At 73.1% G+C, this 13,276-nt stretch carries 12 protein-coding genes; 9 read left to right on the top strand and 3 right to left on the bottom strand.

The window, feature by feature from the left end:
* Positions 1 to 202 precede the first annotated feature (202 nt).
* From ACFU7Y_RS26275 to ACFU7Y_RS26265, 3 genes are all read right to left on the bottom strand, one after another.
* Positions 203 to 1,216 (bottom strand): TIGR03842 family LLM class F420-dependent oxidoreductase, encoded by a 1,014-nt coding sequence (locus ACFU7Y_RS26275; RefSeq protein ID WP_380769841.1) that lies wholly within the window; start codon positions 1,214 to 1,216, stop codon positions 203 to 205.
* Positions 1,217 to 1,336: 120 nt separating this feature from the next.
* Positions 1,337 to 2,767 carry a dihydropyrimidinase gene (hydA, locus tag ACFU7Y_RS26270; protein WP_224275203.1) on the bottom strand — a complete coding sequence of 477 codons (1,431 nt, stop codon included), beginning with the start codon at positions 2,765 to 2,767 and terminating at the stop codon, positions 1,337 to 1,339.
* A gap of 11 nt (positions 2,768 to 2,778) precedes the next feature.
* Complete coding sequence (locus ACFU7Y_RS26265; RefSeq protein ID WP_224275201.1) at positions 2,779 to 3,621, bottom strand: nitrilase-related carbon-nitrogen hydrolase; 843 nt, start codon at positions 3,619 to 3,621, stop codon at positions 2,779 to 2,781.
* 418 nt (positions 3,622 to 4,039) lie between these two features.
* Here ACFU7Y_RS26265 and ACFU7Y_RS26260 point away from each other — a divergent pair, with 418 nt between their 5' ends.
* The 9 genes from ACFU7Y_RS26260 to ACFU7Y_RS26220 all read left to right on the top strand — a co-directional run bounded on the left by ACFU7Y_RS26260 (position 4,040) and on the right by ACFU7Y_RS26220 (position 13,175).
* On the top strand, positions 4,040 to 7,216 hold the full coding sequence (locus tag ACFU7Y_RS26260; protein WP_380769840.1) for a hypothetical protein: 3,177 nt from the start codon (positions 4,040 to 4,042) through the stop codon (positions 7,214 to 7,216).
* 128 nt (positions 7,217 to 7,344) lie between these two features.
* Positions 7,345 to 7,422 (top strand): putative leader peptide, encoded by a 78-nt coding sequence (locus ACFU7Y_RS26255; protein ID WP_107086570.1) that lies wholly within the window; start codon positions 7,345 to 7,347, stop codon positions 7,420 to 7,422.
* Positions 7,423 to 7,619: 197 nt separating this feature from the next.
* Positions 7,620 to 8,243 (top strand): cysteine dioxygenase, encoded by a 624-nt coding sequence (locus ACFU7Y_RS26250; RefSeq protein ID WP_380769839.1) that lies wholly within the window; start codon positions 7,620 to 7,622, stop codon positions 8,241 to 8,243.
* A complete protein-coding gene (locus ACFU7Y_RS26245) occupies positions 8,237 to 8,623 on the top strand; it encodes a rhodanese-like domain-containing protein (protein ID WP_380769838.1) in 387 nt (128 codons plus the stop codon). Before ACFU7Y_RS26250 ends, ACFU7Y_RS26245 begins: the two co-directional genes overlap by 7 nt.
* Positions 8,624 to 8,836: 213 nt before the next feature.
* The gene (locus tag ACFU7Y_RS26240; protein WP_380769837.1) at positions 8,837 to 10,087 is read left to right on the top strand and encodes an ABC transporter ATP-binding protein; all 1,251 of its coding nucleotides are present in this window, start codon (positions 8,837 to 8,839) and stop codon (positions 10,085 to 10,087) included.
* A complete protein-coding gene (locus tag ACFU7Y_RS26235; protein ID WP_224284098.1) occupies positions 10,077 to 10,745 on the top strand; it encodes an ABC transporter permease in 669 nt (222 codons plus the stop codon). The genes ACFU7Y_RS26240 and ACFU7Y_RS26235 overlap by 11 nt, the downstream gene beginning before the upstream one ends.
* Entirely contained in the window at positions 10,742 to 11,419 is a 678-nt protein-coding gene (locus tag ACFU7Y_RS26230; protein ID WP_224284099.1) for an ABC transporter permease, read from the top strand. The genes ACFU7Y_RS26235 and ACFU7Y_RS26230 overlap by 4 nt, the downstream gene beginning before the upstream one ends.
* Before the next feature lie 45 nt (positions 11,420 to 11,464).
* Positions 11,465 to 12,418, top strand: a complete 954-nt coding sequence (locus ACFU7Y_RS26225) for an ABC transporter substrate-binding protein (RefSeq protein ID WP_224284100.1) — start codon at positions 11,465 to 11,467, stop codon at positions 12,416 to 12,418.
* 193 nt (positions 12,419 to 12,611) lie between these two features.
* Positions 12,612 to 13,175, top strand: coding sequence for a hypothetical protein (locus tag ACFU7Y_RS26220; RefSeq protein ID WP_380769836.1), 564 nt, complete (start codon positions 12,612 to 12,614; stop codon positions 13,173 to 13,175).
* The last annotated feature ends 101 nt before the right edge of the window (positions 13,176 to 13,276 follow it).

The following is a 13,276-nucleotide window of genomic DNA, read 5'->3' as shown; positions in this document are numbered from 1 at the left end:
AGTTCGACCCGGCCGTCGGGGTGGTGCCACTGTCTGCCGCCGCTGGTCTCGGTGTCGGTCATGAACAACTCCCGTCCACCGCGGGCGAATCCGCGGCTCAGCTCAGATGGGGTTCACAGTCGGGTCCACGGGCAGGTTCTCAGGCTGGTTCACGATCGCCGGAACAGTCGGGACGCCCCGGTCCGGGCGCCGCAGGTGGGCGTCACAGGTGCGGGATGACGTCCGTCCCGTACGCGTCGATGGTGGTCTCGATGGCGTCGTGCATGGCGTAGACGGCGAACTGGTCGACGCCGAGCGAGCGGAGCTCCGCCAACCGGGCCCGCTGCAGCTCCGCCGGGCCGATCAGGCAGAAGCGGTCGACGATCTCGTCCGGAACGAAGGCGGTGTCCGGGTTCCCGGCCCGGCCGTGGTGGCTGTAGTCGTAGCCCTGGCGGCCCTTGATGTAGTCGGTGAGCGCCTCCGGCACCAGGTCGGAGTGCTCGCCGTAGTGGCTGACCAGATCGGCCACGTGGTTGCCGACCATCCCGCCGAACCAGCGGCACTGCTCCCGGGCGTGGGCGAGTGCCTCGGGCGAGTCGTCGGCGGTGACGTAGGCCGGGGCGGCGACGCAGATGGTGAGCGACTCCGGGTCCCGGCCGGCCTCCACGGCGGCGGCCCGCACCGCCTTGATCATGAACTCGGTGAGGTACGGGTCGGCCAGCTGGAGGATGAAGCCGTCGGCCTGACGCCCCGTCAGGTTCAGCGCCTTCGGCCCGTACGCACCCATCCAGATCGGCAGGGACGCGCCGGCTCGGACCCACGGCAGGTGCATCTCGGTGCCGTCCACCTCGGCGGTGCGCCCCTCGGCCAACTCCTTGATGGCGTGCATGGCTTCGGAGAGGCGGGCGAGGGTGGCGGGGCGCCGCCCGGCGACCCGCATGGCGGAGTCACCGCGGCCGATCCCGCAGACGGTCCGGTTGCCGTACATGTCGTTGAGCGTGGCGAACAGGGAGGCGGTCACCTCCCAGGTGCGGGTGGAGGGGTTGGTGACCATCGGGCCGACGGTCATCCGCTCGGTCTCGGCGAGGATCCGGCTGTGGATGACGAAGGGCTCCTGCCACAGCACGCAGGAGTCGAAGGTCCAGCCGTGGGTGAACCCGGCCTGCTCGGCGCGGATCATCCGGTCGATGACCAGTCGGGCGGGCGGGTCGGTCTGAAGGACGAGGCCGATGTCCATGAGGGTCTCCAGGCAGAGGGGTCGGCCCGCCGCCCGGCGCGCCGGCCGGATCGATCCGGCGGACGGGCGGGCGGCGAAGGGCGGATGTCGAAAAGCGCGGGATGGCGGTAGCGGAGGGGCTCAGACCAGGTACTGGCAGGTGTCCCGGCGCAGGAAGGTGCCGTGGCCGACCCGGCCGAGCCAGTTCCCGTCGTCCAGCACCACGGTGCCGCGGGACAGCACCGTCCGTGCCCGGCCGGTGAGTCGGCGGCCCTCGTAGGCCGAGTAGTCCACGTTCATGTGGTGGCTCGCGGCGGAGACGGTCTGCACCGCGGCGGGGTCGTAGACCACCAGGTCGGCGTCGGCGCCCGGGGCGATGGTGCCCTTGCGCGGGTGCAGGCCGAACATCCGGGCCGGGGTGGTGCAGGCGATCTCGACCCAGCGGCGCCGGCTGATGTGCCCGTCCACCACGGCCTGGTGGAGCAGGTCCATCCGGTTCTCCACGCCGGGAAGGCCGTTGGGGATCTTCGAGAAGTCGCCCCGGCCCAGCTCCTTCTGGCCGACGAAGCAGAACGGGCAGTGGTCGGTGGAGACCACCTGGAGGTCGTTGGTGCGCAGCCCGCGCCAGAGTGCCTCCTGGTGCTCGCGGGGCCGAAGCGGCGTGCTGCACACGTACTTGGCGCCCTCGAAGCCATCGGCGCCCTCCTCGGCGAGGTTGTCGGTGGAGAGGAAGAGGTACTGGGGGCAGGTCTCGCCGAAGACGTTGAGGCCGGTGTCCCGGGCCCGGGTGAGTTCGGCGAGCGCGGCGGCGGCGGAGACGTGCACCACGTAGAGCGGGCTGCCGGCCACCTGGGCGAGCTTGATCGCCCGGTGCGTGGCCTCGGCCTCCAGCAGTTCGCGGCGGACCTCGCCGTGGTAGCGGGGGGCGGTCTTCCCGGCCGCGAGGGCCTGCTCGACCAGGACGTCGATGGCGATGCCGTTCTCCGCGTGCATCATGATCAGCCCGCCGTTGACGGCGCCGCGCTGCATGGCGCGCAGGATGCGGCCGTCGTCGCTGTAGAAGACGCCGGGGTAGGCCATGAAGAGCTTGAAGGAGGTGGACTCGCCGGAGTCGACGAGCGTGTCCATCTCCTTGAGGACGGCGTCGTTGACGTCGGAGACGATGGTGTGGAAGGCGTAGTCGATCGCGCAGTTGCCCTCGGCCTTGGCGTGCCAGGCGTCCAGGCCCTCGCGCAGCGAGCCGCCGACCGGCTGGACGGCGAAGTCCACGATGGTCGTGGTGCCGCCCCAGGCTGCGGCCCGGGTGCCGGTCTCGAAGGTGTCGGAGGCAGCGGTGCCGCCGAACGGCAGCTCCATGTGGGTGTGGGCGTCGACACCGCCAGGGATGACGTAGTGGCCGGTGGCGTCGATGACGGTGTCGGCGGTCCAGGCCTCGGCGGCGGAGCTGCCGGTGACGGCGAGGGCGGCGATGCGCTCGCCCTCGACCAGGACGTCGGCGTGGAGTTCCTCGGTGGCGGTGATGACGAGGCCGCCGCGGACGACGGTGCGCCGGTTCGGGTCGCGGGTGGTCATCGTGCTGCTCCTCACGCCTCGGCGAGCGGTCCGTAGGCGTCGGGTCGGCGGTCGCGGTAGAACGCCCACTGCTGGCGGACCTGTTCGATCAGGCCGAGGTCGAGGTCGCGGACGACGAGTTCCTCCGCCTTGTCGGAGGCGACGTCGCCGACGAACTGGCCGCGCGGATCCACGAAGTAGGAGGTGCCGTAGAAGTCGTTGTCGCCGTACTCCTCGGTGCCGACGCGGTTGATCGCGGCGACGAAGTACTCGTTGGCGACGGCGGCGGCGGGCTGTTCGAGCTGCCAGAGGTAGGCGGACAGGCCGCGGCTGGTGGCGGAGGGGTTGTAGACGATCTGCGCACCGGCCAGGCCCAGGGCGCGCCAGCCCTCGGGGAAGTGGCGGTCATAGCAGATGTACACGCCGACCTTGCCGACGGCGGTGTCGAACACGGGCCAGCCGAGGTTGCCGGGCTTGAAGTAGTACTTCTCCCAGAAGCCCTTGACCTGCGGGATGTGGTGCTTGCGGTACTTGCCGAGGTAGCTGCCGTCGGCGTCGATGACGGCGGCGGTGTTGTAGTAGACGCCGCTCTGCTCCTCCTCGTAGACCGGGACGACCATCACCAGCCCGAGTTCGCGGGCGAGGTCCTGCATCCGGCGCACGGTCGGGCCGTCGGGGACGGCTTCGGCCCAGCGGTAGTGCTCGGCCTCCTGGACCTGACAGAAGTACGGGGAGTTGAAGACCTCCTGGAATCCGATGATCTTCGCACCCTGGGCGGCGGCCTCCCGGGCGTACCGCTCATGGAGCGCGATCATGCTCTCCTGGTCACCGGTCCAACGGGTCTGGACGAGCGCGGCACGGACGATCTGCGACATGGGTACCTCCGCAACTCCGCGGTCCGGCCGTGCGGTCGGACCCGCGGTCTGAGGGTTGACGGGGCGGGTCTCGCCTGCGGGTCCGCTCGGGGAACCGCAGGGTCTACGTGCGTAGAAAGCGATCTGTAGACGGTAGGCCTGGCCTCGGTGGCCTGACAATACGTTGGCGGAAACGCGTCTGGAGCGATCCTCTTGCGCGGACACGCGGGCGGTCCCGGGTGGGATGAAAAGCTGATCTACCCAGGGAGTTGCCTTCTTACTCGTTCGAGCGAAACCGAACGCTTGGGGTGCGCAATCGGCGGTGGCGGGGTAAGACCCGCGTGGACATCGCTGCGGATCACGACAGGTTGTCAGTCCCGTGTGGTTCCATACGAGTTCGGTGGCCCGGTCACGGGGGATCGGGGCGACCAAGCGGGGGGTGACGACGGTGGTGGTGTCGAAGTCCGCGGCGGAAGCGGCGGAAGCACCGGGTACGGCGGAAGCGCCGGGTACGACGGGGACGGCGGCGGGCGGAGGCCCGGCGGCACGGCCTCCCGCCCTGCCTGCCCGGGTCGGCCTGCTGCTCGCCCTCGGCGCACTGCTGCCGGTCGTCCTCGGCGGGCTGATGTTCCTCCGCCAGGCACCGCGCGTACCGGACGTCGCGCTCCAACTGGCCGGTTCCCGTAGGGTCGCCGAGGCGGTGGTCGGCGGGCGCGCCGCGGACCACCTGGCCGCACTGCGCGCCGACGGCTGGCTGATCGGCGGCTACGGGCTGACGCTGGTCGCGGCCGCGCTGCTCGGCGGGTACGTGCTCGGACCGGAGCGCCGACGGCTGCCGGCGCTCGCGGCCGGCGGCGCCGGGCTGCTCGCGGCCTGCTGCGACCTCGGCGAGGACGCGCTGCTGCGCGCGGGGATCGACGGCCTCCAGCCGGGCACGGGCGGGTCCGACACCCCCTTCGCCGCCGCCACCGCGCTCGCCACCGTCAAGTGGCTGCTGCTCCTGCCCGCCGGGGCGGTCGCGGCGGGGCTCCTGCTGGTGACCGTCACCCGGGCCGTGCGCGGGCTCCGGCCGTCACGGGCGGGCGCGCAGGCCGGCGGCACCGACTCCCCCGACCGCCCGGCGCTGATCCCGCCCTGGCCGATCGCCACCCGGCGGGGCACCTCACCGCCCGCCGCCGCGTCCCCGCTCGCCCCTGAACCGCCGGGCGGCCGCGATGCCCCGGTCCGGCACGCCCACTGGCGCGACGCCGCCCGGGTGCCGCCCGGCCGCGAGCCCGCCGAACTCGGCTTCTGCGCCTCCGGCGGCGGCATCCGCTCGGCCTGCGTCACCCTCGGTGCACTCCAGTCGCTGCGCCCCTGGCTGAAACGGGCCCGCTACCTGGTCTCCGTCTCGGGCGGCGGCTACACCGTCGGCGCGCTCCAGCTCGCGCTCAGCGACTCGGCGCCCGGCAGCCCGGTGCGCGCCGTCTCGGGCCTGACCGCCGACACCGTGATGGAGCCCGGCTCCCCGGAGGAGGACCACCTCCGCCGGCACGGCAAGTACGTCGCCGACGGAGCGGGCGAGTGGCTGGTCGCACTCGGGACGCTGCTGCGCGGCGTGCTGTCCGCCCTCACCCTGCTGCTGGCCGCCGTCCTGGCGCTCGGCCTCGGGCTCAGCCGCTTCTACCAGGCCGTGCCACTCACCGACCTGAGCCGCCTGGCGGCGGCCGGGCTGCGCCACACCGATGCCATACCGGCGCCGTTGGAGTTCCGGGCACCGGCGCTCGCCACCCTCGGTGTACTGCTGGCCGCGGCCGCCGGGTGCTGGCTGCTCTGGCTGCTGGCCTTCCCGTCGCTCGGCTGGCAGTCGCTGCTGCCGCGCGTGCTGCGCCGGGCCAATCTCGGCCTGCTCGGGCTGGCCGCCCTGCTGACAGCCGGAGTCCTGGCGGTGCCGGGGCTGGCCTGGGCCGCCGTGCGGCTCCAGCAGGCGCTGGCGGCAGGGCCGCAGCTGACCGGCGCGGGGCTCGGCCTGACTGTGGCGCTCAGCTACCTGGCGCTGCTGCTCGGCATACTCCGGCGCGACCGCCGGACACCCGGCCGGGGCGCCGCAGCGGGCGCGGCAGGCCGTGTCGCGGGAGGCCGCGGTGGCCGCGCCGCCGGCATCCCCCAGACCCTCGTGGTGTGGGCCGCCCTCCTCGTGCTGACGGCCGGTGCGCTGCTGGCCCTCGGCTGGGCGGTCGCCACCGGGTACGCCTGGCCGACCGCCGTCCAGGTGCTGCTGCCGCTGGTGCTCGGCGCGGTCGGGCTGAACCTCGATCAGACCTGGATGAGCCTGCACCCGTTCTACCGGCTGCGGCTGGCCTCCGCGTTCGCGGTCCGGCGGTCCACCGAGGGCGGTCGGTCGCTGGCCCGCCCGTACCACTTCTTCCGGGAGCAGACCTGGCTGAGCCACTACGGCGCCCGGCACCCCGACTTCCCGCAGGTGATCTTCTCGGCGGCGGCCAACCTGTCGGGCAACTCCCGTACACCACCGGGCCGTCCGGCGGTCTCCTACTCGCTCTCGTACGACTACGTGGGCGGTCCGGACATCGGCTACGCGCGCACCGACCTGCTGGAGCGGCGCACCCGTCCGCACATCGCCAGGGACCTCACCGTGCAGTCGGCGATGGCCGTCTCCGGCGCCGCCTTCTCCTCCGCGATGGGGCGGGAATCCCGCGTCTACCAGCGGCTGTTCGCGGTGACCAACGCCCGCCTCGGGACGTGGCTGCCCAACCCGGGGGTACTCGGCCCGGACTGGTCCGGTCCACCGGACTGGCGCCGTCCCGCGCAGCCCGCCGTCCGCCGCCTCCCGTACCAACTGCGGGAACTGATCGGGCGGTTCCCGGCCGACGACCGCTTCCTGCTCACCACCGACGGCGGGCACTACGAGAACCTCGGGCTGGTCGAGCTGCTGCGGCACCGGGTGCGCACGGCGGTCTGCATCGACGCCAGCGGCGACGCGGGTTACGCCGCCAAGCTGGCCGCCGCGATCACGCTGGCCCACGAGGAGCTGGGCATCGTCATCACCCTGCACGAGCCGGAGCTGCTGATCCCGGGCACCGCCGCCGACCAGCCCGTCGAGGGCGGCGCCCCGGACGACGGCGTGGACGGCCACGCAAGCCGTCGGCCACCGCTGTTGCGCGGGCTCGCGGCACAACTGTCCGACCGGCTCTCGGCTCGATCGGTGGTCACCGGGGACATCCGCTACCCGGACCTGGGCGAGGGGCCCGGGGCCGTCCGGCACGGCCGGCTGATCGTCCTCCAGTCGGTGCTGACCCCGGACATGCCGTACGAGCTGCACGCCTACGCGATGGCGAACCGGGCGTTCCCCAACGACCGCACCAGCGACCAGTGGTTCGACCACCAGCAGTTCGACGCCTACCAGACGCTCGGCCGCCACCTGGGCGAACAGGCCGCACCGCTGGTCGAGCGAGCGCTGGTCGAACAGGCGCTGGTCGAACAGGCGCTGGCCGGCCCGGCGCCGGGCCCCACCGGGTCGCTGCCCGCGCAGCCGGCGGGCGACACCGCGTCGGCCCCGTCCGGCACGGCCCCGTCCGCCACGGCTCCACCGGCGCCGCGCCGCCGGGCCGAGGAGTAGCCGGGAGGAAGACGAGGAGAAGGGTGCTCGACGGGTAGCCGAGGAGTCCGCCCGGCACCGGTGACGGGCAGCGGCGGGCCGCCGGCTCGGCTTGACTTCGTCCGGTTCGCTCGGGAAAGATCCGGCGCATGGACTCCGGCGCCACTCTGGTCTGCCGCCTGCACGTCGATCTGCGACGCCAGGCGAGTTCCATCTGTGCCTGTTGACCTTGCTCTCCCCCGCCGGTCCCGCCCTGTGACGTCTGCCAGGGCACGAGCCGCGCACCCGTACCCGCAGTTCTGACTCCCGCCCCACCCCGGCGCACCCGTACGTGCCGGGCCGCTCCGTCGGCCCGCGCCCGTCCACCGCCGTCGGACACCGGGCGCTTCCCGCCGACGTTCCCGCCGCACCCGAGGACGCCCTCATGAGCCTGAGCCCGAGCATCAGCCCCGACACCCGCCCGGCCCTCGGCCCCGACACCGGCCCCAACGCCTGCTCCGGCACCGGTGCCTGCTCCGACACCGGCGCCGGCTCCACGAGGCCGGCCGGCACCCCCGAGCCACCACCGACGCCCCCCGCCGGGGACACCCGCGCACCGCTCACCCCCAGCACCCTGCGGACCATCGTCCGTGAGCTGGCCGAGCGGCCCGAGGAGTGGATCCACCACGTCCGCCTCTCCACCGAGGAGCGCTGGTACCGGCGCCTGGTCGGCGACGAGGACCACGAGGTGTGGCTGATCAGCTGGCTGCCCGGCCAGTCCACCGGCTTCCACGACCACGGCGGCTCGCGCGGCGCCTTCACCGTCGCCCTCGGCGAGTTGGAGGAGCTGTCCCTCGGCGGGCCTGACCAGGGCCTGCTGATCCGCCGGGTCCCGGCCGGCACCGCCCGTGCCTTCGGCCCCGACTACGTGCACGACGTGCGCAACACCGCCGTGGGCCCCGCCGTCACCCTGCACGCCTACTCGCCGCCGCTGAGCTCGATGGCGCACTACGACCTGCGGGCCGGCGGGCTCGTCCGCACCTCCGAGGAAGGACCGGAACAGTGGTGACCACGATCGACGACCTGGTGGAGCGGGCCCGGAATGGCGTCCACCGGCCGCGCGCCCGCGAGGCGTACCAGGCCCAGCTGGACGGCGCGCTGCTGGTGGACATCCGTCCGGCGGCGCAGCGGGCGGCCGAGGGGGAGATCCCCGGCTCGCTGGTCATCGAGCGCAACGTGCTGGAGTGGCGGCTCGACCCGACGGGCAGTCACCGGATTCCCGAGGCCTCGGGCTACGACGTCGAGGTGATCGTGGTCTGCTCCGAGGGCTACGCCTCCAGCCTGGCCGCCGCCTCCCTGCGCGAGCTGGGGCTGCACCGGGCGACCGACCTGGACGGCGGATTCGCCGGCTGGGCGGCCGCGGGCCTGGCGACCCGCCGGGGCAGCTGAGCTCGCAGCCGCACCGCGTGCCGGACGGTAAATCAGAGACAGGAGATGATGCAGGTCATAGTCTGATCCGAGTTTCCGCCGGTCCAAAGCTGGGCAGCCACGCGGGCGGAAGTACGCCCGGGCGCTTGAAACCGCCGTCACCGCACGACCCGACCGAACGACCGACCGACCCAGGCGCCGCCTCCCCGGGGCGCCCTGACGAGGAAACTCCACGTGATCAGATTCGAGGGCGCCGGAAAGCGCCACCCCGACGGCACCGTTGCGGTCGAGGGCCTGGACCTGGAGGTCCCGACCGGTCGGATAACCGTCCTGGTCGGACCGTCCGGGTGCGGAAAGACCACCCTGCTGCGCATGGTCAACCGGATGGTCGAGCCCACCTCAGGCCGGGTGCTGCTGGACGACACGGATGTCGCGAAGCTGGAACCCGCCAAGCTGCGCCGTGGCATCGGGTACGTGATCCAGCAGGCGGGGCTCTTCCCGCACCGCAAGGTGATCGACAACATCGCCACCGTCCCGTACCTGCTCGGCTGGGACCGCAAGAAGGCCCGCGCCCGTGCCGCCGAGCTGCTCGAACTGGTGGGGCTCGCACCGGAGACCGCCAAGCGGTACCCGTTCCAGCTGTCCGGCGGCCAGCAGCAGCGGGTCGGCGTGGCGCGCGCGCTGGCCGCCGACCCGCCGGTGCTGCTGATGGACGAGCCGTTCAGCGCGGTCGACCCGGTGGTGCGGGCCGGTCTCCAGGAGGAGCTGCTGCGGCTCCAGTCCGAGCTGCACAAGACGGTGCTGTTCGTCACCCACGACATCGAGGAGGCCGTCCGGCTCGGCGACCAGGTGGTGGTGCTCCGCGAGCACGGCCGGATCGCCCAGTTGGCCGACCCGCACACCCTGCTCACCACCCCGGCCGACGAGGCCGTGGCCGCCTTCCTCGGGCGCGACCGGGGCCTGCGCGGCCTCGGCCTGCGCCCTGCGAGCACCGTCAAGCTCAGTCCTGTGGGCAACGGAATCCGTTACGGGAGCTGGGAGTTGGCCCTGGACGACGAACGCCGCCCGATCGGCTGGATCGACCGCGGCGCCGTCACCGCCGAGTTGCACCCGGCGGTGGGCTTCCACCCGGACGCCGACACCCTGCGCACCGCGCTGGACGCCGCCGTCCTCTCCCCCGCCGGGGTCGCGGTCGCGCTGGACGCCGACGGCCGGGCCACCGGCACCGCGAGCCGCGAGACCGTCCTCGCCGCGCTGCGGCCCGACGCCTCCGGTGCGCCGGCCGCCGATGCGCCCGTCCGCACCGACAAGTCCCCGACCTCCGGAAGCCGCCCGGACGACACGGGCGGCACGGACGGCACTGGCGGCACGGACGGCACTGGCGGCACGGACGGCACGGACGGCACGGACGGCACGGACGGCGCAACCGGAACGGGCAGCTCCAACGTCACCGGCGGCACGGACGGAGCCGACGGTGGACGATGAACCGATCGTCCGCTGGTACTGGATCGGCGACCACCTCGGCTACCTCGGCCACCTGCTCGCCGACCACGCCGTGATCGCCCTCGTCCCCGTACTCATCGGCCTGCTGCTGGCCGTCCCCCTCGGCCTGACCTGCGCCCGCTACCCCCGGCTGTACCAGCCGCTGTCCGCCGTGTTCAACATCGTCTACGCGCTGCCCTCGCTGGCCGTGTTCGTGGTGCTGATCCCGTACACCGGCCTCGCCACCCAGGCGACCGTGATGATCCCGCTCACCTTCTACGCCCTCGCCGTGCTGCTGCCGACCACCGTGGACGGGGTGCGCGCCGTCCCCGACGCCGTCCGGCAGGCCGCCACCGCGATGGGGTACGGCCCGTGGCACCGGCTGACGTCGGTCGAGCTGCCCGCCGCCGTGCCGTACCTGATCGCCGGACTGCGGGTCGCGGCGGTGTCCAGCATCTCGCTGGCCAGCGTCGGCGCGCTGGTCGGTCGCGGCGGGCTCGGCTACCTGTTCGTCGACGGCTTCCAGCGCACCTTCCCGACCCCGATCGTGGCCGGCATCGTGCTGATCGCCGCCCTGGCTCTGGCCGTCGATCTCCTACTGGTGGCCGCCCGGCGGCTGCTCGCGCCCTGGGCCGTGCGGGAGAAGGGAGCGGGCTCGTGAACTGGCTGAACTGGCTGAACGACTTCTTCACCGCTCCGGACCACCGCAGCGGGCCGGATTCGATCGTGCACCGGATCTTCGAGCACCTGATGCTCTCCGGCGAGGCCTTGCTGTACGCGACGCTGATCGCCGTCCCGCTCGGGCTGCTGATCGGCTACACCGGGCGTGGCGTCACCGCGGTGACCGCGCTCGCGGGCGCCGCCCGCGCCCTGCCCACCCTCGGCCTGGTCACGCTGGCGGTGCTGCTCGCCGGGGTCGGCGACACCGCCGTCCTGATCCCGCTGGTCGCGCTCGCCGCACCACCGCTGCTGGTGGCCGCCGTCGAGGGGGTGCGCGGCACCGACCCGGACGTCCGGGACGCCGCGCGCGGCATCGGACTGACCCACCCCCAGGTGCTGCGGCAGGTCTGCCTGCCCTCGGCCGCACCGACCATGCTGGCGGGCTTCCGCACCGCGACCGTGCAGGTGATCGCGACCGCCACGGTGGCCGCCTACGTCGGTCTGGGCGGCCTCGGCCGCTACGTCATCGACGGGCTGGCGACCCGCAAGTACGCCGTGACCGTGGGCGGCGCGCTGCTGGTGGTACTGCTCGCGGTCGCCGCCCAGCTGTTCTTCGCCCTGCTCGCCCGGTTCGCGCTCCCGCCCGGGGTGCGCGCCCAGCAGCGGCGCCGCTGACCCCTTTTCCCTCTCCCCTCCCACTTCGGAAGGACATCTGTCACCATGTCGACAATCAACCGTGGCCGCCGTGCCGCCGTCCTCGGCACCCTCGTCGCGCTCGCCCTCGGCACGACCGCCTGCGGCTCCTCCGGCGGCGACCCGCTCGGCGGGGGTTCGAGCGCCTCGGCCGCCGGCGGCTCGGCGGGTACCGGCGGCTCGGGCGCTTCCGGCTCGACCGTGGTGGTCGGCTCGGCCAACTTCCCGGAGAACGTCCTGCTCGGATCGATCTACTCGCAGGCGCTCAAGGCCAAGGGCGTCAAGGTCCAGGAGAAGTTCAACATCGGCAGTCGCGAGGTGCTCTACGGGCAGTTGCAGGGCGGCAACCTGACCGTCCTGCCCGAGTACAACGGCTCGCTGCTCGCCTACCTGGACGCCAAGTCCACCGCCGTCACCACGCAGGACGTGAACGCGGCGCTCACCAAGACGCTGCCCGCCTCGCTGGGCATCCTCGACTCCTCCCCGGCCGAGGACAAGGACTCGCTCAGCGTCACCCAGGAGACGGCCGACAAGTACGGCCTCAAGAGCATCTCCGACCTCGCGGCCAAGGCCGGCGAGTTCACCATCGGCGGGCCACCGGAGTTCAAGAACCGTCGCGAGCAGCAGCTCAAGGACGTCTACGGACTGACCTTCAAGGAGTGGAAGCCCACCGCCGACACCACCGCGAACGCGCTGAAGGACGGCAGTATCCAGGTCGGCAACGTGTTCACCACCGACCCGAAGATCGTCCAGTACAAGCTCGTCCCGCTGACCGATCCGAAGGACATCTTCGGCGCGCAGAACATCACCCCGCTGGTCAACAAGGCGGGCGTGGACGCGACCGCGGCGGCGGCGCTCAACGCGGTGTCGGCCAAGCTCGACACGCCCGGGCTGGTGGCGCTGATGAAGCGCGTGTCGGTGGACAAGGAGGACCCGTCGACGGTCGCCAAGGACTGGCTGAAGTCCAACGGTCTCGGCTGACGGCCGGCGGGAGGGCAGGCAGGCTTACCGCCGACCGGCCGACCCGACGGCGCCCCGGCCCGGACGCCCGAGGATCGCGAACGCGGCGGCCCGAGGAGCTTCCTCCGGGCCGCCGCCCGCCGTTCCGGAGACCCTCTCCCGACTGCCGGAGGGACCTTCCCTTCTACGCCGCGAACATGACAGTCTGTGCGCCATGCGCACTCGTCTCCTCGCCGCCACCCTCACGGCACTCGCCGCGGTGAGCCTCGCTGCCTGCTCCAGCTCCGGATCAGGGTCGGGCAAAGCCACCTCCGCGGCCGGCTCCCCCACCGCCTCCGCCACCTCGGCCGCCACACCCTCCGGCGCCGCCACCACGCCCGCGGCCCCCGCGCCCGACTCGGCCGCCCCCACGGCCGACGGCGCCACCGGTGCTCCCGCCCCCGACGCCGGCGCCTCGGGAGCCCCCGCACCAGCCAAGCCCGCCCCGCCCGCCGACGCCGGACTGCCCGCCAAGCCGGGCGCCGACCTGGCGGCCAAGCTGGTCTCCGCGCTGAACGCGATCGACCCTGAGATCGTCGGCGGCAAGCCCGACCAGGCCGTGGACCGGGCACGCAACCAGTGCCAGTCGATGTACCAGTTCCCCAAGGACGAGCAGAAGCTGGTCGAACTGGCCAACCAGCGCTTCACCTCCGCCGACCACCCGCAGGGCTTCGGGCCGGAGACCGCAGCGAAGATCAACGAGGCGCTGCTCGCCACGCTCTGCCCTCCGTCCCGCTGATCCGGTCCACAGACCCGAAGATCCGCAGATCCACGCCACCATGAACCGCCCGGTGTCCTGAGCGCCGGGCCGCCGTGGCCGCGCCCCTCCCTGGGTGCGCG

Origin of the sequence: Kitasatospora sp. NPDC057542 (assembly GCF_042801945.1) — a bacterium.
Classification (GTDB): domain Bacteria; phylum Actinomycetota; class Actinomycetes; order Streptomycetales; family Streptomycetaceae; genus Kitasatospora.
Note: the sequence above shows the minus strand (reverse complement) of the source record. Positions and strands in the feature narration are given on the sequence as shown.

Bases quoted from the DNA above. Each gene is read 5' to 3' on its own strand.
- ACFU7Y_RS26220 (WP_380769836.1), top strand. From the start codon at position 12,612: ATGCGCACTCGTCTCCTCGCCGCCACCCTCACGGCACTCGCCGCGGTG.
- ACFU7Y_RS26250 (WP_380769839.1), top strand. From the start codon at position 7,620: ATGAGCCTGAGCCCGAGCATCAGCCCCGACACCCGCCCGGCCCTCGGC.
- ACFU7Y_RS26275 (WP_380769841.1), bottom strand. From the start codon at position 1,216: ATGGACATCGGCCTCGTCCTTCAGACCGACCCGCCCGCCCGACTGGTC.
- hydA (WP_224275203.1), bottom strand. From the start codon at position 2,767: ATGACCACCCGCGACCCGAACCGGCGCACCGTCGTCCGCGGCGGCCTC.
- ACFU7Y_RS26225 (WP_224284100.1), top strand. From the start codon at position 11,465: ATGTCGACAATCAACCGTGGCCGCCGTGCCGCCGTCCTCGGCACCCTC.
- ACFU7Y_RS26255 (WP_107086570.1), top strand. From the start codon at position 7,345: ATGGACTCCGGCGCCACTCTGGTCTGCCGCCTGCACGTCGATCTGCGA.
- ACFU7Y_RS26265 (WP_224275201.1), bottom strand. From the start codon at position 3,621: ATGTCGCAGATCGTCCGTGCCGCGCTCGTCCAGACCCGTTGGACCGGT.